Genomic DNA, 23,664 nt, shown 5'->3' on the forward strand with positions numbered 1-23,664 from the left:
GCCCCGCGGCCCCCTTCTCCATGCAGAATACGGCTGTTTTGCGCGCGCCGCTGACAAAACAGCAACGAATACAGGGGTGAAAGAATGACAGCCGAAATCATCGTCCAATTGATCGTCAGCGGGTTGGCCCTCGGGTTTATCTACGCGCTCGTCTCAATCGAGTACACCATCATCTTCAACGCGACCGGCCTGCTCAACTTCAGCCACGACAAGCTCATCATGCTCGGCGCCTACGTCTTTGCCGGGCAGTTCGTCGTCCGCATGGGCGCCGCGCCCGCGGTCGCCGTCATCGCCACCGTCGCCACCATGTTCCTCTTCGGCGTGCTCGTGGCAACCGGCATCTTCAATCCCTTGCGCAACATGGCGTCCCCCGTCTTCGCCGTCATCGGCACCGTCATCCTCGGGCGCATCCTCACCGAGTCCGCCCGCGTGATCTGGGGCGCCACCCCCTTCACCGTCCCCGGCTTCCTCAAGGGGATCGTCAAGGTCGGGAACATCGTCATCCCCAAGGCGAACATCGCCATCATCCTCGTCTCCGCGATCATCGTCACCGCCTTGCAGGTCTTCTTCAAGACCACCAAGATGGGCAAGGCGATGCGCTGCGTCCAGCAGAACAAGACGGCCGCGACCCTCATGGGCATCAACGTGACCGCCAACATCAACCTGACAATTGCGCTCAGCGCGGTGATCTGCTCCGCCATCGGCATCATGGTCATCCCGCTCTTCACCATAGACCTCACGATCGCCAACATGATCGGCCTCAAGGGCTTTGCGGCCGGCGTCATCGGCGGCTTCGGCTACCTGCCCGGCGCGATCGCCGGCGGCATCTTCATCGGCATCCTCGAGAACCTCAGCACGCTGGTCATCCCGACGCTCTATAAGGACTGCGTGGCCTTCGTGCTGCTGATCGTCTTCCTGCTCGTGAAACCGTCCGGCCTGCTCGGACACAGACGTTAGGAGGGGCCGGATATGAAAATCGTAAAACGTGTTTTACTGGCCGTGCTCCTGGCGGTGCTCATCGTCTTCCCGATGAGCTACGACAACGCCTATGTACATATCCTGCTCAGCCAGACGCTCGTCAACATCGTCATCGTCATGGGGCTCAACTTCATCACCGGCCTAACCGGGCAGATGAACCTCGGCACCGCCGGCATCATGGCGCTGGGCGCCTACATCGCCGCGCTGACCAGCACCCGCCTGGGCACCTCGCCCTGGATCGGCTTTCTCCTCGCGATCGTCATGGGCGTCGCGATCGGCTGGGTGCTCGGCTACCCAAGCCTGCGCCTCAAGGGGGTCTACCTCTCGCTGACCACCATCGGCTTCAGCGAGATCGTCCGCCTCGTGCTCACCAACTGGGTCGAGCTCACCGGCGGCACGATGGGCGTGCAGGGCGTTCCGCACATCGTCCTCTTCGGCTACCCGCTCGACACCTCCCGCAAGGTCTACTACCTCTACCTCTTCGCGGTCGTCCTGCTCGCCTTTACCGCGTGGCGCATCGTCCACTCCAAGTGGGGCCGCGTCTTCAAGGCGATCCGCGACAATGTCGAGGCGGTCGAGGCGTGCGGCATCGACATTGCCAAGATCAAGATCCAGGCGTTCACCCTCGCGACCGTCTTCGGCTGCCTCGGCGGCGCGATGTACGCCTATCTGATGGGGTACATCAACCCCACCACCTTCACCACCGACCTGTCCGCCAACTATCTCATCATGATGATGCTCGGCGGCATTGGCTCGGTCGTCGGCAACATCCTGGGCGCCACGATGATCACCCTGCTGCCCGAGATGCTGCGCTTTTTGGGAACCAACTACTGGCTATATTTCAGCATCATCGCCCTGCTCTTCGCGATCTTCCTGCCCAACGGGCTCGTCTCCCTCTTCACGAAGGAGAACCGGCTGGGGATGTTCTGGATGGCCAAAAAAGAAAAGACCGGAGGGCGCAGATGATGGAACCTGTCTTGAAGCTGGAACATGTCACCAAACGGTTTTCCGGGCTGGTCGCCGTCAACGACCTGTCGCTGGAAATGCCCAAAAACTGCATCCATTCCCTGATCGGCCCCAACGGCTCCGGAAAGACCACCACCGTCAACATGATCACCGGCGTGCTGCCGGTGAGCGACGGGAAGATCTTCTACGGCGATACCCAGATCAGCGGCAAGCCGGTCTTCCAGATCGCCCGGCTCGGCATCGGGCGCACCTTCCAGAACCTCAAGCTCTTCAGCTCGATGAGTGTGCTCGAAAACCTCATGATCGGCGCGCACCAGATGACCAGGATCGGGCTCATCCAGTTTCTGGTCGACCTGCGCGGCGAAAAACGGGAGGAGAAGCTGCTCATCGAACGCGCCGAGGAGGTCCTGGAGGAGATCGGTATGGCCGACCTGCGGCATGAGAAGGTCAAGAACCTCGCCTACGGCAAGCAGAAGATGACCGAGCTCGGGCGCGCGCTCATGATGAAGCCCGACCTGCTCATCCTCGACGAGCCGGCCGCGGGGCTCAACCCCTCCGAACGCCGCGAGTTCGTCGATATCCTGCTCAAGACCCACGAGAAGGGGATCGACCTCTTCCTCATCGAGCACAACATGGACGTCGTCATGAACATCAGCACCAAGATCACCGTGCTCAACTTCGGCGCGAAGATCGCCGAGGGCAACCCCTATGAGATCCAGAACAACGACGAGGTGATCCGCGCTTATCTCGGCGACAAGTATAAGCCGGTGGACCTCCCGCCGGCGGTGGAGGGTTAGGCTTATGGCTATGCTGAAGGTAAACGGGATCAACGTCTTCTACGGCAACGTGCAGGCCCTCTTCGACGTGTCCATCGAGGTGGGGGACAACGAGATCGTCTCGATCATCGGCGCCAACGGCGCCGGCAAGACCACCCTGATGAAGACGATCATGGGCATCAACCGCCCCGCCAAGGGGGACATCACCTATAACGGCGAAATCATCAGCAACCTCAAGGCGCACCTCGTCGTCGGGCGCGGCATCGTCTACATCCCCGAGGGCCGCGAGGTCTTCCCGCAGATGAGCGTGCTCGAAAACCTCGAGATGGGCGCCTTCTGCAAGAAATACTCCAAGGCCGAGCTCGACCGCCACGTCGAGGAGGTCTACGAGCTCTTCCCGCGCCTCAAGGAGCGCGCCAGGCAGCTCGCGGGGACCCTCTCGGGCGGCGAGCAGCAGATGCTCGCGATCGGCCGCGGCATGATGAGCGACCCCAGGCTGCTCATGTTCGACGAGCCGAGTCTCGGGCTCGCGCCCGTCATCGTCGACGAGATGTTCGACGCGATCGTCAAGATCAACCGCACCCGCAAGACCCCGGTGGTCATCGTCGAGCAGAACGCGTTCATGGCGATGTCCATCTCCGACCGCACCTACGTGCTCGAGGTCGGGCACATCGTGGGCAGCGGCCCGAGCCAGGAACTGCTGAACAGCCCCGACATCAAAAAGGCATACCTCGGCGGCTGACGGAAGAGAGAAGCTGGCCGCGGCGGGGCCCGCGCGGGCGCGCGGGGCCGGGGGGGGGGCCGGCGGGGGGGCGGGGCCCGGCCGCCGGGCCGTTTCCCACCGGCGGCCGGCGGGAAGCCGCGGGATTTTCCCGCTGCAAATCGGGATTTTCACACTTTGCGCGGGACGTGCGGCATGTTAGAATGGTCCGGAGGATGCGTTTCATCCCGCCGGGCTTCCGGCGCGGGAACGGGTTGTGCGCCGGTTGGGCCGCCTTAATGTCTGACAATCTGATGAGTAAGAAGGGAGTCGGGACGACTATGAAACTGGTAAGGGTGCTCCACGAGGGCCGCGCGCGCTACGGAAAGCTCTGCGGCGAACGGGTGGAATGGCTGGACGGCTCGGTCGCGGAGGGGTTCACTCCTGCGGAGGGCGGCGCGCCGCTCTCCGGGGTGAAGCTGCTCGCGCCGGTCGAACCCACCAAGGCGGTCTGCGTGGGACTCAACTATATGGACCACATCATCGAATCGAATGAGAAGGTGCCCGAGACGCCGGTCATCTTCATGAAGCCCGCTACCGCGGTCATCGGGCCGGGGGAGGCGATCGTCTATCCGCCGCAGTCCAGGCGGGTCGACTACGAGGGGGAGCTCGCGATCGTCATCGGGAAACGCGCCAAAAACGTCCCGGAGGACGCGGCGGGGGAGTATATCCTCGGCTATACCTGCGCGAACGACGTGACCGCGCGCGACCTCCAGCCCTCCGACGGGCAGTGGACCGTGGCGAAGGGGTTCGACACCTTTCTGCCGCTCGGCCCCTGCGTCGACACCGACGCGGACCCCGCGGACCTGCCCATCCGCACCATCCTCAACGGCAGGGTGGTGCAGGACTCCAACACGAAGCACCTGCTCTTCAAGCCGCGCATGATCGTCAGCTACATCTCGGCGATCATGACCCTCGAGCCGGGGGACGTCGTCCTGACGGGGACCACCCTCGGCATCGGGCCGATGCGGCCGGGGGACCGGGTCTCGGTGGAGATCGGTGGGATCGGCAGGCTGGACAGCGTCGTGAGCGCGCCGTAAGACACGGAACGCAGAGGCCGCCGGCAGTCCCGACGGCCTCTTTTGCTTGAAAACTCAAATCGGATAAAGGGGAAATAGCGCAGATGAATATTTTCGTGTGCATCAAACAGGTCCCCGGGACCAACAAGGTGGACATCGACCCGGTGACCGGCACCCTCAAGCGGGGCGGGGTGGATTCCAAGATGAATCCCTACGACCTCTACGCGCTCGAGACCGCCCTGCGCCTGCGGGAGCGGTGCGGCGGGAAGGTGTCGGTCGTCAGCATGGGGCCGCCGCAGGCCGAGACGGTCATCCGCGAGGCCTACGCCATGGGCGCGGACGAGGGGGTGCTCCTCTCCGACCGGCGGTTCGGCGGCGCGGACGTGCTCGCCACGAGCTACGCCCTCTCGCAGGGGGTGCGCAGGCTCGGCGAGTTCGACCTGCTCCTCTGCGGTAAGCAGACGACCGACGGCGACACTGCCCAGGTCGGGCCGGAGCTGGCCGAGTGGCTCGGCGTTCCGAGCGTCTCCAACGTGCGGAAGATCCTCGAAATCGGGGAGGACGGCGTTTCGGTGGAGATGGATATGCCCGACGACGTCGAACGGGTGAGGGTGCGGTTTCCCTGCCTGCTCACCGTCGACCAGGACATCTTCCAGCCGCGCCTGCCCTCCTACGTCAAAAAGACGGAGAGCGCCGGGCGGCCGGTGGAGATCCTCACGCTCGACGAGATGGAGGACCGCGAGGAAACCCACTACGGCCTGAATGGCTCGCCCACCCAGGTGCAGCGGATTTTCCCGCCCGCGGTGAACGACCGCCGGGAGCTGTGGAAGGAGGAGGGGGAGGCCCTCTCCGACCGGCTCTACGCGCTGCTGCGCGACAAAAAGTTTGTGTAAGGAGGCCCCGTTATGCCGAGGCTGGTGATTCATCAGGAGAAAATCCCCGACCCCCGCGCGCTGACGGCGCTCTGCCCCTTCGGCGCGCTCGAGGAGCGGGAGGGGCGCGTTTCGGTCAACGCGGCCTGCAAGATGTGCCGCATCTGCGTCAAGAAGGGCCCTGCGGGCGCGGTCGAATACCTCGAGGACGCGCCCGCCCCCGCCGTCGACAAAGCGGCGTGGCGGGGGGTGGCGGTCTACGTCGACCATGTCGACGGGCGGGTTCATCCCGTCACGCTCGAGCTGATCGGCAAGGCCCGCGAGCTGGCCGCCAGGGCGGACCAGCCGGTCTACGCCCTCTTCATCGGGGAAAACGTTGCCGGTTCCGCGCGGGAGCTGCTCCACTACGGCGTCGACCGGGTGTTCGCCTACGACGACCCCGCGCTCGCGCGCTTCCGTATCGAGCCCTACGCCAACGTCTTTGAGGACTTCGTCAAGGCGGAGAGGCCCGCCGCCATCCTCGTCGGGGCCACCCCCGTCGGGCGGCAGCTCGCCCCCCGCGTCGCCGCGCGGCTGCACACCGGCCTCACCGCCGACTGCACCGTGCTGGATATGCTCGAAAACACCGACCTCATCCAGATCCGCCCCGCCTTCGGCGGCAACATCATGGCGCAGATCGTCACCCCCAACCACCGCCCGCAGATGGCGACGGTGCGCTACAAGGTGATGGACGCGCCCACGCGGTCGGAGGCCCCGTCGGGCGAAATCACGGAGCAGGCGGTCACGCCGGCCATGCTGGAAAGCGGCGTGACAGTGCTCGGCGTCACTCCCAAGGAGCCGGAACAGTTCATCGAGGGGGTCGACGTGCTCGTCGCGGCGGGCCGCGGCGTCAAAAAGGAGGAGGACCTCGCGCTGCTCGAGGAGCTCGCGGAGCTGCTCGGCGGGCAGCTCGCCTGCACCCGCCCGCTCGCCGAGAGCGGCTGGGTGGAGGCCAAGCGCCAGGTGGGGCTCAGCGGGCGCACCGTGCGCCCCCGGCTTATCATCACCTGCGGCGTCTCGGGAGCGGTGCAGTTTGTCGCGGGGATGCAGGGCGCCGACCTCATCGTCGCGATCAATCAGGACGAGAAGGCGCCCATCTTCAAAACCGCCCACTACGGATTGGTGGGGGATCTCTATGAGATCGTGCCCCGCCTCATTGAACGGATCAAGGCCGCCAAGGGGGTGCTGGTATGAGCTATAAGCAGATGACCGCGGCGGATATCGCCGCCCTGCGGGAGCTGATCGGGGACGACGAGCGCGTCTTCGCGGGGGAGGAGATCCACGAGGACTACAGCCACGACGAGTTGAGCGGAACCGTCCACTATCCCGACATCGTGCTGCGGGTGCTCTCGGCGGAGGAGGTGGCCGCAGTCATGCGCTACGCCTCCCGCGAGCATATCCCCGTCACTCCGCGCGGCGCGGGCACCGGTCTCGTCGGCGCGGCGGTCGCTGCGGAGGGCGGCATCCTGCTCGACATGAGCCTCATGAACCGCTTCCTTGAGCTCGACGAGGACAATTTGACCCTGACCGTCGAGCCGGGCGTGCTGCTCATGGAGATCTACGCCTATGTCGAGGAGAAGGGCTTTTTCTACCCGCCCGACCCGGGCGAAAAATCCGCCACGATCGGCGGCAACGTCAGCACCAACGCGGGCGGCATGCGCGCCGTCAAGTATGGCGTCACCCGCGACTATGTGCGCGGGCTGGAGGTCGTGCTGCCGAACGGCGAAATCGTCACGTTCGGCGGCAAGGTCGTCAAGAACAGCTCGGGCTATTCGATGAAGGATCTGATCGTCGGCTCGGAGGGGACCCTCGGCGTGGTCACCAAGATCATCCTCAAGTTGCTGCCGCTGCCGAAGCGCACCGTCAGCCTGCTCGTGCCCTTCCCGAGCCTGCGGGACGCGATCAACACCGTGCCCCTCATCGTCCGTTCCAAGGCCGCGCCCACAGCGGTCGAATTCATGGAGCGGGAGGTCATCCTCGACGCCGAGCAGTACCTCGGCAAAAAGTTCCCCGACCACTCGGCCGACGCCTACCTCATCCTCAAGTTCGACGGCCCCTCGCTCGAGCAGATCGAGCGGGACTACGAGGGGGTCGCTAGACTCTGCCTCGAGCAGGGCGCGCTCGACGTGCTCATCTCCGACACCGAGGAGCGGGACGAGTCGATCTGGAAGGCGCGCGGCGCCTTCCTCGAGGCGATCCGCGGCTCGACCGACGAGATGGACGAGGTCGACGTGGTGGTGCCGCGCGGCAGCATCAACCGGATGGTCGCCTACATCCACGCCCTCCAGTCGGAGCTCGGCGTGCGCATCAAGAGCTTCGGCCACGCGGGGGACGGCAACCTCCACGCCTACATCCTGCGGGACGGCAGGGAGGAGGACGAATGGCAGCGCATCCTGCACCTCGCGATGGAGAAGATCTACGCCGAGGCGAACGTCCTGCGCGGGCAGGTGTCGGGCGAGCACGGCATCGGCTACGCCAAGCGCCCCTACCTGCGCGAGTCGCTCGAGCCGCAGGTGCTCGAGCTCATGCGCGGCGTCAAACGCGCCTTCGACCCCGAAAACATCCTCAATCCGCACAAGGTCTGCGGCCTCTGACGGCCGCGCGAAAAGGCAGCCCCGGAACCAGATGGTTCCGGGGCTGCCGCTGTTTTGGGTTCAGGCGCCGTGAAGCAGGTTGGGCTGCGCGGCGAGCAGCTTCGGCAGCGCCTCCCCGACCGACTGCGGGGTGAGCGCGGGAAGCCGGAGGCGCGTTTCGTCCGCGGGACGGAAGGCGCCGGGCATGTGGAAGTAGTTGAGTCGCCAGCGGGGCAGGGGCGGGAAGGAGGCGAGCAGTCCTCCGAGCGCCCCGGCGTCCAGGCCGGGGTAGAGGGTGGTGCGCGCCTCGAACGCCGCGCCGAGAGAACGGAGGGTATCGATCGTAAGGCGCACGTCGGAAAAGCAGTCCGCGCCGCAGACGGCGGGATAGTCCGCCGGGAGCGCCTTGACGTCGACGGCGACGTAGTCGAGCAGGCCCTCCCCCCAGAGGCGTTCGACGAGCGCGGGCCGCCGGCCGTTGGTGTCGAGCTTGACGCGGTAGCCGAGCGGGCGGACGCGGCGGAGGAATTCCTCGAGATCGGGCTGGAGGGTCGGCTCCCCGCCGCTCACGACCACTCCGTCGAGCAGGCCCCGCCGCTTTTCGAGGAAGGAAAAAACGGCGGCTTCGGCGAGCTGGTCGCCGTCCCCGGCGATCAGCTCGCGGTTGTGGCAGTAGAAACAGTCGAGGTCGCAGCCGCGCGTGAAGAGCACGCAGGCGAGCGCGCCGGGGAAGTCGATCGTGCTGCTGCGCTGCATCCCGCCGAAGATCATGCGCTCAGCTCCTCCGGTTTGATGCGGTACTTCTTGCGCTCCTTATACTCCTCGCGCTTGCCGCGGTGGAAGTTCTGGACCGGGCGCAGATAACCGACCACACGGCTCCACACCTCGGTGTCGTGGCCGCATTCGGGGCAGGAATAGACCTCGCCGTTCAGGTAGCCGTGCTCGGGGCAGACCGAGAAGGTGGGCGTCAGCGAGATGTAGGGGAGCTGGTAGTTGGTAAACGCCTTGCGGATGAGCGATTTGGCGACCTCGACGTCGCTGATCTGCTCGCCGAGATAGAGGTGGAGCACCGTGCCGCCCGTGTACTTGCACTGCAGCTCGTCCTGGAGGTCGAGCGTCTCGAAGATGTCGTCGGTGAAGCCGACCGGCAGCTGGGTCGAGTTGGTGTAGTAGGGGGCGTCCTGCCCGGCGGTGATGATATCGGGATATTTTTTCCTGTCGAGCTGGGCGAGGCTGTAGCTGGTGCCCTCCGCCGGAGTCGCCTCGAGGTTGTAGACGTGGCCCGTCTCCTCCTGGAAGCGGGTGATCGTGTCGCGCATGAAGTCGAGGATGTCAAGGGAGAATTTCTGCCCCTCGGGGGTGGTGATGTCCTTGCCCATGAAGTTGAGGCAGGCCTCGTTCATGCCGATGAGGCCGATCGTGTTGAAGTGGTTGAACCAGTAGCTGCCGGTGCGCTCCTTCACGTTTTCGAGGTAGTGCGCCGAGTAGGGGTACATGCCGCGGCGGGTCTGCTCCTCGATCGTCTTGCGCTTGATCTCGAGGCTCTCCTTGGCGATCTCCATCAGGTCGAGCAGGCGGGATTTGAACTCCTCCTCCGTCCTGGAGAGATAGCCGATGCGCGGGAGGTTGACCGTCACGACGCCGATCGAGCCGGTGAGCGGGTTGGAGCCAAAGAGGCCGCCGCCGCGCTTGCGGAGCTCGCCCGTGTTGAGCCGCAGGCGGCAGCACATTGAGAGCGCGTCCTCGGGGGAGAGGTCGGAGTTGATGTAGTTGGAGAAGTAGGGGATGCCGTATTTGCAGGTGATCTCCATGAATTTGTTGACCACCGGGCTGTCCCACTCGAAATCCTTGGTGACGTTGATCGTCGGGATGGGGAAGGTGAAGACGCGGCCCTTCTTGTCGCCCTCCATCATGACCTCGCAGAAGGCGAGGTTGAGCATGTCCATCTCCGCCTGGAACTCGCCGTAGGTCGCGTCCATCGGCTGGCCGCCGATGATGACCGCCTGGTCGCGCAGGGTGCGGGGCGGCTTGATATCGAAGGTGAGGTTGGAGAAGGGACACTGGAAGCCCACGCGGGTGGGGACGTTGAGGTTGAAGATGAACTCCTGGAGCGCCTGCTTGACCGTCGCGAAATCGAGGTGGTCGTAGCGGATGAAGGGGGCGCAGTAGGTGTCGAAGGAGGACCACGCCTGTGCGCCCGCCGTCTCGCCCTGGGTGGTGAAGGTCGAGTTGACGATCTGGCCCAAAAAGCTGCGCAGGTGCTTGGCGGGGCTCGATTCGACCTTGCCGGGCACGCCGCCGAAGCCGCCGAGCAGCAGCTGCTTGAGATCCCAGCCGGCGCAGTAGGGGCCGAAGAACCCGAGGTCGTGCAGGTGCAGGTCGCCCGAGAGGTGGGCGTCGCGGATCTTGTCGGGGTAGATCTCATGCAGCCAGTACTGCTTGGTGAACGTCTCGCGGATGTAGTTGTTCATGCCCGCGATCGATTTCTGGGCGTTGGCGTTTTCCTTGACGCGCCAGTCGCCGTCCCCCATGTACTTGGAGAACATGTCGATCGTCGCGCCGATCAGGGCGTTCGCCTCGCGCGCGCTGCGGCGCTTCTCCCGGTAGAGGATGTATGCCTTGGAGGTCTTGGCGTGGCCGTTCTCGATGAGCACCTTCTCGACGAGGTCCTGCACCTTTTCCACTTCGGCGGTGCCGTCGGGGAACTGCGCGTTTGCAAGGACGACGACCTGTTCGGTCAATTCCTCGGCGCGGCCCCAGTCGCTGCCGCCCACCGCGACGGCCGCCTTATAGATGGCGCGGGTGATTTTCTCCGGCTGAAAGGCGACGACCTCGCCGCTGCGTTTCCGAATCGTATTGATCATTGCGAACCCTTCCTCACTAGATATTGTGTTTTACAAATAGTATTATACGATATCTAGTATGGCAATGCAAGGCCAAAGGCAGAAATATTTTCCGGCGGAGCAGGTTTGTGCAAACTGGCGGAATCCGTGGGGCGGGATGGTGGAAACTGCTGAAATTTGCGGTTTTCGGGTTTTGCGCATTGACAAGCGGGGGCGCGCTTTTTATAATGAAAGCAACTTGTTCAACAAGTTGAACAATATGAACAACTGAGGAAAAGCAGGAGGGTATGTTATGAATGGAATCGGGAGAAAACTGGTAGGTCAGTGGAACACGAAAACGGTGGTCGGCGTCGCGCTCGGCGCAATTTTGATGGCGATCATGATGGTCTACATCCAGATCCCCATCTTTACGCAGGTGCAGTTCAGCCTCGCGCCCGTCGTCATCGTCATCGTCGGCGCGCTCTTCGGGCCGCTGCCCGCGGCGATCGCCGCGTGCTTCGGGAACTTTTTGGCCGACATGATCGGCGGTTGGGGCTTCTGGTTCGACTGGACGATCGGGCATTTCTTCTGCGGCTTCATCACCGGCCTGCTGCCCGTCTACGGCGCGAGGGTCGGCGAGGGGGTCTTCACCAACAAGCAGGCCGCCACCTTCGCCGTGCTCGCCTTTGTCGCCCCGCTCATCGCCTTCTGCGGCATCACCCCGCTCTTCACGATGATGTGGTACCAGGGCGAACTGGAGATCGGCATGGTGCAGGGCGTCATCGCCGGCGTCAAGGACGGCCTCATGGCCGCGATCATCGGCGTGCCGCTGCTCAAGATGATGGCCAAAAAGAACCGGCTCAAAACCAATCTCACGGAGGAATAATCCGACATGAAAAAGCCCGTGATCGAATTCCGGGATTTCGGGATGCGCTACGCGTCACAGCAGAAGCCCACCCTTTACGACATCAACCTGACCATCTACGAGGGGGAAAAGGTGCTCATCCTCGGGCCGTCCGGCAGCGGGAAATCCACGCTGGGCTCCTGCCTGAACGGGCTGCTGCCCTTCTCGGTCAAGGCGGAGTTCACCGGCAGCCTCAAGGTCATGGGCGACGAGACGCGCAGCCTCGACATCCATAAGCTCAGCAACCGCGTCGGCACCGTCATGCAGGATTCCGACTGCCAGTTCGCGGGGCTCACGGTGGGGGAGGACGTCGCCTTCTCGCTGGAGAACGACTGCGTCCCGCGCCCCGTCATGCTCGAAAAGGTGCGGCGGGCGCTGGGCATCGTGGGGATGGAGCGGTTTACCGCCCACACCCCCTTCTCCCTCTCGGGCGGACAGAAGCAGAAGGTCTCGCTCGCCGGCGTCATGCACAACGACGTGGGCATCCTGCTCTTCGACGAGCCGCTCGCCGCTCTCGACCCGCAGGCGGGGCTCCAGGCGATCGAGCTGATCGACAGGATCCACCGGGAGCAGCAGAAGACGGTCATTATCATCGAGCACCGGCTGGAGGATGTGCTCCACCGGCCGGTCGACCGGGTCATTCTGCTCGACGGGGGCCGGATCGTCGCGGACACCACCCCGGCCAAGATTTTGAGCTCCCCGCTCCTGCAGGAGCACGGCATCCGGGAGCCGCTTTACGTGACGGCGCTCAAATACGCCGGCTGTGAGATTGCCGAGGAGGACCACCCCGAATCGGTGGAGGAGATCCGCCTTGAGGGGCGGGAGGAGGCGCTGCGCGGCTGGTTCGCCAGCGAGACCCCCCACCGGGCGCAGCCCGCGCCCGGGGAGCTCGTGCGGGTGGAGGACGTGTCCTTCTCCTACGACGATAACAAGGTTCTCAGCCATGTGGACCTGACGGTCAGCGCGCGCGAACGCATCGCGCTGGTCGGCAAGAACGGCGCGGGCAAGACCACCCTCGCCAACCTGCTGATCGGGGTCATCCGCCCCGACGAGGGCCGCGTGCTCATTGAGGGGGAGGACTACGGCGTCCTCTCGATCAAGGAGATCGGCGAGCGGATCGGCTACGTCATGCAGAACCCCAACCAGATGCTCGTCAAGGATATGATCCGCGACGAGATCACCCTCGCGCTCAAGCTCCGCCGGGTGGACCAGAAGACGATCGATGAAAAGCTCGAGCTGGTGCTCGGCCTCTGCGGGCTCTCCAAAATGCGCAGCTGGCCGGTGTCGGCCCTCTCCTACGGGCAGCGCAAGCGGGTGACGATCGCCTCGATCCTCGTCATGCAGCCGAAGATCATGATCTTCGACGAGCCGACCGCGGGGCAGGACTATTTCCACTACCGCGAGATCATGGACTTCCTCGACCGGCTCAACCGGGAGATGGGGCTCACGATCCTCTTTATCACCCACGACATGCACCTGGCGATCGAATACACCGACCGCGCCGTCGTCATGGCGGACGGGGAGAAGATCGGGGACGGGGACGTCTTCCGGATGCTCTCCGACCCGGACATCCTGCGCCGCGCGAGCCTCAAGGAGACGTCGCTGTGCAAGCTGGCGCGCCGCCTCGGGATCGAGCCGGAGGCGTTTGTGCGCCACTTCATCGAATACGAAAGGATGGTGAGGCGGCATGACGAGCAATAACCTCGTCCGGTTCAGCCCCGGCGTCACCCCGCTGCACACCCTCTGCGGGCAGGTCAAGGTGCTGCTCTTCATTGTGACCATCATCCTGACGATCTCCACCTTTGACTGCCGCATCCTGCTGGCGGTCACGGCGGTCGCGGCGGCGGCGCTCGCGTCGCTGAAGCCGAACTGGAAGATCATCTGGGCACTCATGCTCGTCGCGATGGGGCTCAACACGGTGAACCTCATCCTCTTCTACCTTTTTAACCCGCATATCGGCTGCGAGTTCGTCGGCACCTGCACCGAGCTTTTCCGGTTCACCGAACGGCTCGTCATGCCCGCCGAAACGCTCTGGTATTTTGCCGTGCGCACCCTCAAGGTGGTGGCGATGTTCCTCGTCTCCCTCTGGCTGATCTTTGTCGTCACCCCCACCCAGCTGGCCGCCGGCTTCAACCGGGTCGGGCTGCCCTACAAGCTGTCGATGGTCTTTTCCATCGCGCTGCGCTACCTGCCCGACCTCATCAAGGACTACAAGAACATCTCCGCGTCCATCCAGGCGCGCGGGCTCGAGCTGGGCCGCAAAAAGACCACCCTCAAGGCGAAGATCGAAGGGGTCGTGTCGATCGCGGTGCCGCTCATCCTCTCCTCCTTCGACGATGTGGGGGTCATCGCGGACGCGCTCGACCTGCGCGGCTTCGGCAAGAACAAAAAGCGCACCTGGTATGTCGAAACGCCCTACGGCAGGCTCGACAAGATCTGTCTTGTACTGGCGGCCGTGCTGGCCGCATTGACGGCGGCTTACATGGCCTACGGCGTCATCGTCAAGCCGCCGATGTGGTACCCGTTTTAAAGGCTTGCAACTGCCATCGAAATTGCAGGGCACGCGGCTGCCACAAAGCCGGATCAGTAAATGGAGGTAACAAAATGAGAAAACCCTATGTCGTGTTCAGTACGGATTTCGGCCTGAAGGATGGAGCGGTCTGCTCGATGTACGGGGTCGTCAAATCGATCGACCCGGAGATCGAGATGTACAACCTCACCCACGAGGTCACCAAATTCTGCACCTGGACGGCTTCCTACCGCCTGTGGCAGTCGATGGCCTTCTGGCCCAAGGGGACCATCTTCGTGTCGGTCGTCGACCCGGGCGTCGGCACCCCGCGCAAGGCGTGTGTCGCCAAGACGAGCAACGGCTACTACGTCGTCACCCCCGACAACGGTTCCCTGACGCTGGTAAAGGAGAAGTTCGGCATCGACGAGGTCCGCGAGATCGACGAGACCCGCAACCGCCTGGTCGGCGCGGGCACCGAGGACGTGGCGATCTTCCACGGCCGCGACCTGTTCGCCTACTGCGGGGGCAAGCTCGCGGCGGGGCTCATCGACTTCGAGGGGGTCGGTCCGGCCTACAGCGTCGACGAGATCATCTGCAATCCGCTGCCCGAGGCGAAGATCACCGAGGGCCGCGCCGAGGGCTGCGTCGCGATGATCTGCCCGAACTTCGGCTGCGTGGACACCAACATCAACTACCAGCAGTTCGTCGCGGCGGGCTTCCGGCACGGCGATATGGTCAACACCCTGGTCAAGCACGGCGAGGAGGTCAAGTTCGAGGGCAAGGTGCTCTTCCACCGCTCCTTCGGCTACGTCGCCAAGGGGGAGCCGATCATCTACAACAACGAGCTCAACAACCTCGACCTCTCCCTCAACGAGGTCAGCATGGGCGAGACCTACGGCATCTCCTACGGTCCCGACTGGACGATCAGCATCTGGAAATAATGAAGCGGCGGGGGGGGGGGGGGGGGGGGGGGGGGGGGGGGGGGGGGGCCCCCCCCCGCTTCCGATTGAGGTGATCGGTTGATTATCACATGCGCGGATTCGCATGCCGGGCTGCTCGAACGCTATCTCGAGCAAGAATACGTCTTTAATACCTTCCTGCTGGCCGACCTGCGGCTCTATGGGGCCAGCGCCCCCTTCCAGGACACCTGGGCGGATGTGGAAAACGGCGTCTGCCGGGCGGTATACATGCGGTTCTACCAGAACCTGATGGTCTATGGGGAGGCTGTGGACGGGGTCTTTGTGCGGTCCCTTTTGAAACGCTTTCCAATTTCTGTTATAATGGGAAAACAAGAGCTCGTCGAACGGCTTAGCGGGGACGCGGGCGATGGATATATCCTCCGGTGCAAACGGCTCTGCATGCTGGAGGGGGAGGACGCGCTCCAGCCGGACGCCGGCCGGGCGCGCAGGGCGGAACCCGCTGACGCGGGGCGCATCCACCAATTCCTGCAGAGCCTGCCGGAGTTCACCTCCCTCTACGCGTCGGGAGAGATGATCGCCGACCGCATCCGCAATAACGACGGCATCCACCTGATGCTCGAGCGGGACGGGGAGATCGTTTCGCACGGCAACAGCACCGCCGGCGCGGGGCGGACGGTCATGCTCGGCGGGGTGGGCACGGCGCCCGCCTTCCGCGGACGCGGGTACGCCTCTGAGATCGTCTCCGCGCTCTCCCGCGCCGTGCTGGCCGAGGGAAAGAAGCCCTGCGTCTTCTGCGGGCGCGGGCCGGAGGAGAACCTCTTCGACCGTCTCGGCTTCCGGACGGTGGGGGGCTGGGCGACTTTGGAGGCGGTGGAAAGGACGGGAATCGATGAATAAGAAGATCACAAGCCTCAACGACAACAAAATCCCTTCCTACGTTTCGATCTACAACCAGATCTACTCCGATATCGTCGACGGCGTCTACAAAAACGGCTCCCAGCTGCCGAGCGAGCCGGTGCTCGCCGAAAAGTACGGGGTCAGCCGCAACACGCTGCGGCAGGCCCTGACCATCCTCAATGAGGACCACCTCATCGCGAAGCAGCAGGGCAAGGGGACCTTCATCACCTACGACCCCGGGCGCGGCGTGCCCGCCAGCCGGATCGTGAACCCGGTCATCGAATGCGCGCGCCGGGAGATCACCGAGATCAAGATCTCCTATAACTACGGCCCGCCCACCGAGATCGCCCAGCACCGGCTGGGCATCCGCGTCAGCGAGATCGTCATGGCGAGCAACAACGTCTACTATTCGGGCGGCCGCCCGATCGGGCATTCGTTCGTGCAGATCCCCGTGCGGTATGTCAACGAGCTCGACGTCGACCTCAACAACGAGGACGAGGCCTACGCGCTGGTCAACCGGAGGATTTTCGAGCTGGCGAGTTCCGCCGAGCTCTCCTTCAAGGTCGTCCCCGCGGAGGACAACGTCACCGCCTTTTTGCAGGTGGAGAACGAGACGCCGATCATCTACATCGAGGAGATCCTCTACGGTTCCCAGAAGGAGGGGATCGCCCGCTGCAAGTTCTACTTCCTGCCCGAGGATTACGACATCAACTTCCGCTTATAACGCTTTACCTTCCCACATAGGAAATTGCCGAAGACAGCCCCCGCTCCGGGACCCGGAGCGGGGGCTGTCTTTTTCTGCGGCGGCGGGAGGAAATAACTGGAGATGCGCCGGAAAGGGTCCTTTTTCCGCGCGCGCATGGTATCATGGACGGTGTGAAAAATCTGTCGAAGGGACAAAAAACGGCCGGGCGGATAAGGGAATGTGCCTGAAAAACGTCGACATAACGGGGGATAAACTGGAAAAACCCCACAAGACTGACGGAAATCACGCCGCTGTGTCGAACCTTCGCAAAACCTATTTACGCGCCCGGGGCGCGGGGTTATGATCATTTCAACGGGAGGGCGCCAACATGTTTGTCAAAACGAAAGAGGAACTGCTGGAATACATCAAGGGGCTGACCGACGGCTTCCGGGGAGAGGAGCCGGAGCGGTTTACCGCGTCGGCCATCAGCGCCCGGCTGAACGTCAGCAGGAACCTCACAAGCCAGTATCTCAATGAGCTTGTCAAGGACGGGCTGCTCGTCAAAGCGAATCTGCGCCCGGTCTACTTTTTCCACAAGGGGATGCTCGAGGCGCAGTACGACGCGACGGTCGCCCAGCCCGCCTTCGACAGCCTGCGGGAGCTGGCGGCGCACCTGAACCGTGAAAAAAACCGGCTGCGCAACTTCCAGAAGGCGGTCGGCAGCACGCGCAGCATCAGCGACTGCATCGAGCAGCTCAAGGCGGCGGTGAAATATCCGCCCCACGGCCTGCCGGTGCTGCTGGCGGGACAGCCCGGGACCGGCAAAAAGCTGCTCGCGCGGCTGATGTACGAGTACGCGGCGGACGAGGGGGTGCTGCCGCCCGGGCGGCTGGTCACCGCCGGCTGCGCCGAATACCGCAGCGACGGGGAGGCGCTCGCCCAGATTTTCGGCGACGCGCGCCGGGGGGACGCCCTCGGCTGCCTTGCCGCCGCGGACGGCGGGATGCTGCTGCTCGACGAGGCGGGAGCCCTCGGAAGCGAGTGCCAGGAGAGGCTTTTACAGTTCATGCAGACCGGGCGCTATTCCCGCTGCGGGGAGGACGCCGTGCGTACGGCGGACGTCCGCCTCGTCTTCACCGTTTCCGCCGAGCCGGGGCGCGCGCTCGACCGGGCGCTGCAGCGCCTGATCCCCGTTTCGGTGAGCGTCCCGCCGCTTGAGGAGCGCACCCCCGAGGAGAAAAAGGAACTGCTGCTCTATTTCTTCAAGCGGGAGGCCCGCAAAAACGGGCGCAAGATCTTTATCGGCACGAGCGTTTTCCACCGGATGATGGACTATGTCTACGCGGGGAACGTCGCGCAGCTCAAAAACTGTGTGCGCAGCTGCTGCGCCAACGCCTTCCTCTACAGCGACGCGGACGCAGAAAGCCTCTACGTCTACCAGTATCACCTGCCGGAGGAGATCCTGGCGGCCTCCCGCGCGGACCCCGCCGCCGAGAATGAGCAGGAGAGCCTCATCAGCATCAACGAGTACGAGAAGCTGGACGCGGTGGACATCTTCGTGCGCTTCTACGATTCGATCCTCGGGTGCTTTGCCCGGCAGGCGGGGGAGGAGGCGTCGCTCGGCGGCGTGTTCGAGCGTTGCTACGCCTATATCAACAGCTTTATGGACTACCTCTACTTCGACAAAAAGCACACCAACAGCCGGTTCAACGCGATCAAGCAGGTGGTGGACGGGGTGCTGGAGGCCGTGTCGGAGAAGTACCACGCCGTGCTCCCCGTCCACTGCGGGTTCCTCATTTCGCGCGGGCTCCACGCCCAGATGCAGCGCAACCTCACCCTCCAGCGGTGGCTGGAGCGGAGGGACGCCGATCTGGAAGGCGCGCTGGGGACGCTGCGGAGGACCTCGCCCGGGGAGATGACCATCGCGCTCGAGGCGTCCGAGCTCATCGGGCAGAACATGGATCTGCGCATCTCCAAGATGGATCTGCTGCTGCTGGCGCTCAACATCAAGTACAGCAACAAGGGGGTGCAGGTGAGCGCCATCCGCGGCGTGATCGCCTGCCGCGGCTACGCCACGGCCAGCAGCATGGCCGAGACGGTCAACAAGCTGATCGGGCGGCACACCTTCGACGCGATCGACCTGCCGGTGAACGCCGGCGAGGCGGACCTCGCGGTGCGGCTGGGGAAGTACATCCGCAGACGGCCGACGTGCCGGGCGTTCATCCTGCTCTTCGACACCGGGGCGATGGAGGCGGTCGGCGAGGGGGTGGGCGGGATCGCGAACATCCGGCTCGGGCTGGCTGACAACGTCTCCACCGCGCTGGCGCTTGCGGTCGGCAGAGGCATCTGGAGCGGGCAGGAGATCGGCACGATCCTCAAGAGCGCCTGCGGGGACGCGGCGCCCGGCTGCCGGGTGCTCGCCAGCCGGCGCAAGCAGGAGGCGGTCGTCTTTATGAGCGACGCCGACACCGGCGTGGCCGAACGGATGATCGACCTTTTCAGCGGCAGCCTGCCGCGTCCGATCGAAACGGCGGTGATCGCCTATGACTACTACCGGCTGATCCAGAGCCGCGAGGAGGACGAGCTGTTCGGGCGGTACGACGTGAAGCTGCTGATCGGCGCGATGGACCCCGGCTTCGAGGGCATCCCCTTTTTGGCGATCGGCGACATGATCACGGCGGAGGGACTCGGCAGGATCGACGCGGCGCTGTCGGGCGGGCTCGACGCGGCCGAGCTCGACGCCTTCAACAAGAACCTGCTCAAGGATTTCTCGCTGCTCAACGTGGTCAAGCACCTCACCATCCTCAACCCCGAAAAGCTGATGGGGTACGTGCAGGAGGCGGTGACCCGGCTGCGCGGCATCACCGGCAAGCGGTTCAGCAACCGGGTGACCATCGCGCTCTACATCCACATCAGCTGCCTGATCGAGCGGCTGATCACCCGGACCCCCATCGAACAGTATCCCGAGACGGAGGGGTTCCTGCGGGAGAAGGAGCGGTTCGTGGCGCAGGTCAAGGAGGCGTTCCACTTCCTGACGAGCCACTACGCGGTGGAAATCCCCGTCAGCGAGATCGCTTACATCTACCAGCTCGTCGCGCTGGATTACGAGGACTGACAAAAGAAAGGAAGAACGGGTATGGTTGGAATACTGGTGGTGTCCCACGGGGGGCTGGCGGAGGCGATGGTCAGAGCCAGCGAGCTGATCGCCGGGAAGAGCGAGCGGGTCGAGGCGGTTTCGCTCGAGCCGGGCGTGGATATGGACGCCTTCAATGAGCGTTTTTGCAGCCGGGTGCGCGCGCTTGACGACGGCAGCGGCGTGCTCGTGCTGGCCGACATGTACGCGGGGACCCCCTGCAACGTGGCGGCCCGCAACATCCGCGGCCTCGGGTACGAGTGCGTGAGCGGGGCGAACCTCGCGATGCTCATCGAGGCGATCTCGATGCGGGAGGGCCGCACCGCGGCCGAAATCCGGGACGCCGCGCTCGAATCGGCGCGGGAGTCGATCCGGAACCTGCGTGAAATTTACCAGTAGGGAGGAAGACAGATGAAAAATATCGTATTGGTGCGGATCGACGACCGGCTCATCCACGGGCAGATCATGACCCAGTGGTCGCGGCTCTACAGCCCGACCGAGATCATGGTGGTGGACGACGAGACCTGCCGGGATTCGTTTATGACCGAGGTGCTGCTGATGGCGGTGCCCAAGGAGTTCAAGGCCGTGGTGGCCGATGTGGACAGGGCGGCGGAATACCTGCTGCAGGAGGCGGGGGAGGAACGCATCCTCATGCTGGTGAAGGTGCCCGAAACGGTGGAGGCGCTCGTGGACCGCGGCGTCGATATCCGCGCGCTCAACGTGGGCGGCATGTGCAAGCGCGCGGGCCGGTCGACCCTCTACCGCAACATCTCCTCCTCCCCGGCGGAGAACGAGACCCTCCTGCGCCTGCAGAAGCGCGGCGTGCGCGTCTATGTGCAGGTGGTGCCGGAGGACAAGGAAATGGAAATCGACAAAGTGTTATAGAGGAGGAAGGACAATGACTGTTCTGCAAGCGATTCTGATCGGGGTCGTCTACTACCTGGGGAGCGCGCCGTGGGCCATCGGCTACCTCACCGTCTGCAAGCCGCTCGTCGCCGGCACGCTGGTCGGCTGCATCCTCGGCGCGCCCGCGGAGGGCGCGATCATGGGCGCGACCATCCAGCTGATCTACCTGGGCTGGATGTCGGTCGGCGGCTCCCAGCCCTCCGACCCGGCGCTCGCCGGGACGCTGGCCACGGCGCTGGCCATCGCCTCCCATCTCGACACGGGCGTCGCGCTCACCCTGTCGGTCCCGCTCGGCATGCTGGGCACCTTCGTGTGGGTCGGGCGCAACACCTTCAACGTCGTCATCTCCCACATGGCGGACAAGCCCACCCGCGAGGCGAACACCCGCGGCATCTGGCGGGTGAACGTGCTCTATCCGCAGCCGGTCCTGCTGCTCATGACCGTGCTGCCCGTCGCGCTCGCCGCCTACTTCGGACCCGAGTTCGTCCAGAGCGCGCTCGATTTCCTCGGCACCCGCGTGCTCGGCATCCTTACCCTCATCGGCGGCGTGCTCCCGGCGGTCGGCATCGCGCTCAACCTCAAGGTGATCATGAAAAAGAGCGTGGCGCCCTATTTCTTCATGGGCTTTTTCCTCGTGTCCTACCTGGGCATGACGATGATGGGCGTGGCGGCCTTCGCGATCGCGGCGGCGGCGCTCTATCTCTTCAACGACATGCAGAAAGCGGAGGTGGCTTAAATGGCAAAGGAGAAAACCGGCGTCGTCCAGTCGATCGTCACCAAAAAGGACCTGCTTTACGCCTGGTTCAAATGGTTCATTTTTTCCCACTGCTGCATCAACTACGAGCGGTTTGAGAGCCTCGGCTTCACCAACGCGATCAGCCACATCCTCGCCAAGCTCTACCCCTCCAAGGAGGACCTGAGCGAGGCGCTCGAGCGGCACCAGGAGTTCTTCAACACCGAGCCCTACATCGGCATCGTCATCATGGGCATCAGCGTGGCGATGGAGGAACAGCGCGCCAAGGACGGCAGCGTCTCGGGCGAGGCGATCACCGCGGTCAAGACCGGCCTCATGGGCCCGCTGGCCGGCATCGGCGACACCCTCAACCAGGCGATCATCTATCCCATCCTGCTCGCCTTCTCCGTCGCGCTCGTGCTGGAAAACAACCTCGGCGTCGCGGGCGTCGTCATCTACTGCGTGCTCGTCGTCGCGGCCATGGCCGCCCAGAGCATCTATTTCGTCAACTACGGGTACCGCCTCGGCAAGGACGCGGTCTCCAAAATCCTGAAGGGCGGGCTTATGGACCGCATCGTCCACGCGGCGGGCATCGTCGGATGCGGCGTGCTCGGCGCGCTGACCGCCACCTATGTGAGCCTGTCCACCACCCTCACCTACGGCAGCGGCGAGCAGGCCATCAGCCTGCAGGCCGATTTCCTCGACCAGCTCATGCCAAAGATGCTCCCGCTCGCGGTGACGCTCGTCTGCTTCTGGCTGGTCAAGAAGGGCAAGGGCGCGATCAAGATCATGGGAATCCTTGCGGTGGGCGTCGTGGCGCTCAGCCTGCTGCACATTATATAATGAGAAGGAGAAGCTGACGAATGAATATCGAACCATATCTGACCGTTGCCCCCCGCGTGCGGGAGGCGGTCCAAAACGGCGAGCCGGTCGTCGCGCTTGAAAGCTCGATCATCTCGCACGGCATGCCCTACCCGACCAACGTCGAGACCGCCCTCATGGCGGAGGAGACGGTGCGGGAGTACGGCGCGGTGCCCGCGACCATCGGCGTTTACAAGGGGAAAATCGTCGTGGGACTCGACCGGGAACAGGTCGGCGCGCTCGCCAACAACCCGGCGGACCCCGCCTCCAGGGCGATGAAGGCGTCGGTCAAGGGCATCCCCTACGCCATCGTGAACGGGCTCAACGCGGGCTTCACGATCGCGGCGATCCTGCGGTGCGCGTCGATTGCGGGCATCCGGTTCATGGCGACCGGAGGCATCGGCGGGGTCAGCAAGGGTGGGGAGCTGTCGATGGATGTCTCCGCCGACCTCGAGGAGTTCGGCCGCACGAGCGTCGGGGTCATCAGCGCTGGCTGCAAGTCGATCCTCGACATCGGCCGCACCAAGGAGTACCTCGAAACCAAGGACGTGCCCGTCATCGGCATGGGCACCGATTCCTTCCCCGCCTTCTTCACACCGCACAGCCAGTATCGCATCGACTACCGGATCGACGACTACCATATGGTGGCCCGGTTCCTCAAGGCGAAGTGGGAGCTGGGCTTCGAGGGCGCGGCAATCCTCTCCAACCCGATCCCCGAACGGTTCGCGATCGCGGAAGAGGTCATCGACGCGGCGATCGCCCGGGCGGTCGAGATGGCGAAGGAGGAGGGGATCGCGGGCGAAAAGAACACGCCGTTCCTGCTCTCCAAAGTCAATGAGCTGACCGGAGGCGCGAGCCTTGCGGCCAACGTGGAAATCATCCGCAACAACGCGCGCGTCGCGGCGGTCATCGCGCGGGAATACCACGCGCTGTGAGCGGAAGGGGTTTGTGAGGGGCTTTATGCAGCAGTTTGACTATACGATCAGCGACCCGATGGGCCTGCACGCCCGGCCGGCCGGACAGCTCGTCAGGCGGGCGGCGGCCTTCAAAAGCCGGGTGACCATCCGCCGGGGGGACCGGGAGGCCGACTGTACCCGCCTGCTGCGGGTGATGGCTCTCTGCGCGGCGGCGGGGGAGACGGTGACCTTCACGGTGGACGGCGAGGACGAGCAGGCCGCGTGCGAGGCGATGCGCGCCTTCTGCGCCGAAAGCCTGTGAGCGGAAGGGAGAACAACATGAAGATTCTGGAAGGAACGGGAACCTCCGGAGGAATCGCTGTCGGGGGGGGGGGGGGGGGGGGGGGGGGGGGGG

General features: G+C 64.3%; 23 protein-coding genes. 21 read left to right on the plus strand and 2 right to left on the minus strand.

Annotation, left to right across the window (positions count from 1 at the left end; all coding sequences use genetic code 11):
* The first annotated feature begins 84 nt into the window (after window positions 1-84).
* The 8 genes from NE609_RS07515 to NE609_RS07550 all read left to right on the plus strand — a co-directional run bounded on the left by NE609_RS07515 (window position 85) and on the right by NE609_RS07550 (window position 8,004).
* Window positions 85-957, plus strand: a complete 873-nt coding sequence (locus NE609_RS07515; protein WP_256152192.1) for a branched-chain amino acid ABC transporter permease — start codon at window positions 85-87, stop codon at window positions 955-957.
* 12 nt (window positions 958-969) lie between these two features.
* Window positions 970-1,944, plus strand: a complete 975-nt coding sequence (locus NE609_RS07520) for a branched-chain amino acid ABC transporter permease (protein ID WP_256152193.1) — start codon at window positions 970-972, stop codon at window positions 1,942-1,944.
* Window positions 1,944-2,741: an ABC transporter ATP-binding protein gene (locus NE609_RS07525; protein WP_121585995.1), complete on the plus strand. Its 798-nt coding sequence runs from the start codon at window positions 1,944-1,946 to the stop codon at window positions 2,739-2,741. Before NE609_RS07520 ends, NE609_RS07525 begins: the two co-directional genes overlap by 1 nt.
* Window positions 2,742-2,745: 4 nt before the next feature.
* A complete protein-coding gene (locus NE609_RS07530; protein WP_370867153.1) occupies window positions 2,746-3,462 on the plus strand; it encodes an ABC transporter ATP-binding protein in 717 nt (238 codons plus the stop codon).
* Between the two features lie 299 nt (window positions 3,463-3,761).
* On the plus strand, window positions 3,762-4,520 hold the full coding sequence (locus NE609_RS07535) for a fumarylacetoacetate hydrolase family protein (protein WP_256152194.1): 759 nt from the start codon (window positions 3,762-3,764) through the stop codon (window positions 4,518-4,520).
* An 83-nt stretch (window positions 4,521-4,603) separates the two neighbouring features.
* Window positions 4,604-5,392 carry an electron transfer flavoprotein subunit beta/FixA family protein gene (locus tag NE609_RS07540; protein WP_121585953.1) on the plus strand — a complete coding sequence of 263 codons (789 nt, stop codon included), beginning with the start codon at window positions 4,604-4,606 and terminating at the stop codon, window positions 5,390-5,392.
* A 12-nt stretch (window positions 5,393-5,404) separates the two neighbouring features.
* Window positions 5,405-6,604 (plus strand): electron transfer flavoprotein subunit alpha/FixB family protein, encoded by a 1,200-nt coding sequence (locus tag NE609_RS07545; protein ID WP_256152195.1) that lies wholly within the window; start codon window positions 5,405-5,407, stop codon window positions 6,602-6,604.
* A complete protein-coding gene (locus tag NE609_RS07550; RefSeq protein ID WP_256152196.1) occupies window positions 6,601-8,004 on the plus strand; it encodes an FAD-binding oxidoreductase in 1,404 nt (467 codons plus the stop codon). Before NE609_RS07545 ends, NE609_RS07550 begins: the two co-directional genes overlap by 4 nt.
* A gap of 60 nt (window positions 8,005-8,064) precedes the next feature.
* Here the strand turns inward: NE609_RS07550 and NE609_RS07555 are convergent, their stop codons facing one another.
* Window positions 8,065-8,754, minus strand: coding sequence for an anaerobic ribonucleoside-triphosphate reductase activating protein (locus tag NE609_RS07555; protein ID WP_256152197.1), 690 nt, complete (start codon window positions 8,752-8,754; stop codon window positions 8,065-8,067).
* Window positions 8,751-10,847 carry a ribonucleoside triphosphate reductase gene (locus tag NE609_RS07560; RefSeq protein ID WP_256152198.1) on the minus strand — a complete coding sequence of 699 codons (2,097 nt, stop codon included), beginning with the start codon at window positions 10,845-10,847 and terminating at the stop codon, window positions 8,751-8,753. The genes NE609_RS07555 and NE609_RS07560 overlap by 4 nt, the downstream gene beginning before the upstream one ends.
* 271 nt (window positions 10,848-11,118) lie before the next feature.
* Here NE609_RS07560 and NE609_RS07565 point away from each other — a divergent pair, with 271 nt between their 5' ends.
* The 13 genes from NE609_RS07565 to NE609_RS07625 all read left to right on the plus strand — a co-directional run bounded on the left by NE609_RS07565 (window position 11,119) and on the right by NE609_RS07625 (window position 23,571).
* Window positions 11,119-11,691, plus strand: coding sequence for an ECF-type riboflavin transporter substrate-binding protein (locus NE609_RS07565; RefSeq protein ID WP_121585948.1), 573 nt, complete (start codon window positions 11,119-11,121; stop codon window positions 11,689-11,691).
* Window positions 11,692-11,697: 6 nt separating this feature from the next.
* The gene (locus tag NE609_RS07570; RefSeq protein ID WP_121585947.1) at window positions 11,698-13,410 is read left to right on the plus strand and encodes an ABC transporter ATP-binding protein; all 1,713 of its coding nucleotides are present in this window, start codon (window positions 11,698-11,700) and stop codon (window positions 13,408-13,410) included.
* Complete coding sequence (locus tag NE609_RS07575; RefSeq protein ID WP_101551288.1) at window positions 13,397-14,239, plus strand: energy-coupling factor transporter transmembrane protein EcfT; 843 nt, start codon at window positions 13,397-13,399, stop codon at window positions 14,237-14,239. Before NE609_RS07570 ends, NE609_RS07575 begins: the two co-directional genes overlap by 14 nt.
* Before the next feature lie 74 nt (window positions 14,240-14,313).
* Complete coding sequence (locus tag NE609_RS07580) at window positions 14,314-15,159, plus strand: S-adenosyl-l-methionine hydroxide adenosyltransferase family protein (RefSeq protein WP_256152199.1); 846 nt, start codon at window positions 14,314-14,316, stop codon at window positions 15,157-15,159.
* Between the two features lie 78 nt (window positions 15,160-15,237).
* Window positions 15,238-16,035, plus strand: coding sequence for a GNAT family N-acetyltransferase (locus NE609_RS07585; protein ID WP_256152200.1), 798 nt, complete (start codon window positions 15,238-15,240; stop codon window positions 16,033-16,035).
* Window positions 16,028-16,759 (plus strand): GntR family transcriptional regulator, encoded by a 732-nt coding sequence (locus NE609_RS07590; protein WP_121585944.1) that lies wholly within the window; start codon window positions 16,028-16,030, stop codon window positions 16,757-16,759. Before NE609_RS07585 ends, NE609_RS07590 begins: the two co-directional genes overlap by 8 nt.
* A gap of 349 nt (window positions 16,760-17,108) precedes the next feature.
* Window positions 17,109-19,835, plus strand: coding sequence for a sigma 54-interacting transcriptional regulator (locus NE609_RS07595; RefSeq protein WP_256152201.1), 2,727 nt, complete (start codon window positions 17,109-17,111; stop codon window positions 19,833-19,835).
* A gap of 21 nt (window positions 19,836-19,856) precedes the next feature.
* The gene (locus NE609_RS07600; RefSeq protein ID WP_101551278.1) at window positions 19,857-20,252 is read left to right on the plus strand and encodes a PTS sugar transporter subunit IIA; all 396 of its coding nucleotides are present in this window, start codon (window positions 19,857-19,859) and stop codon (window positions 20,250-20,252) included.
* Window positions 20,253-20,264: 12 nt separating this feature from the next.
* Window positions 20,265-20,738, plus strand: coding sequence for a PTS sugar transporter subunit IIB (locus NE609_RS07605; RefSeq protein ID WP_121585942.1), 474 nt, complete (start codon window positions 20,265-20,267; stop codon window positions 20,736-20,738).
* 13 nt (window positions 20,739-20,751) lie between these two features.
* The gene (locus tag NE609_RS07610; RefSeq protein WP_158595531.1) at window positions 20,752-21,495 is read left to right on the plus strand and encodes a PTS sugar transporter subunit IIC; all 744 of its coding nucleotides are present in this window, start codon (window positions 20,752-20,754) and stop codon (window positions 21,493-21,495) included.
* Window positions 21,496-22,335: a PTS system mannose/fructose/sorbose family transporter subunit IID gene (locus NE609_RS07615; RefSeq protein ID WP_101551272.1), complete on the plus strand. Its 840-nt coding sequence runs from the start codon at window positions 21,496-21,498 to the stop codon at window positions 22,333-22,335.
* 20 nt (window positions 22,336-22,355) lie between these two features.
* A complete protein-coding gene (locus NE609_RS07620) occupies window positions 22,356-23,288 on the plus strand; it encodes a pseudouridine-5'-phosphate glycosidase (RefSeq protein WP_256152202.1) in 933 nt (310 codons plus the stop codon).
* A 25-nt stretch (window positions 23,289-23,313) separates the two neighbouring features.
* Window positions 23,314-23,571, plus strand: coding sequence for an HPr family phosphocarrier protein (locus tag NE609_RS07625; protein WP_121585939.1), 258 nt, complete (start codon window positions 23,314-23,316; stop codon window positions 23,569-23,571).
* Window positions 23,572-23,664 lie beyond the last annotated feature (93 nt).

This window comes from Anaerotruncus sp. DFI.9.16 (genome assembly GCF_024461615.1).
Taxonomy (GTDB): domain Bacteria; phylum Bacillota; class Clostridia; order Oscillospirales; family Ruminococcaceae; genus Anaerotruncus; species Anaerotruncus massiliensis.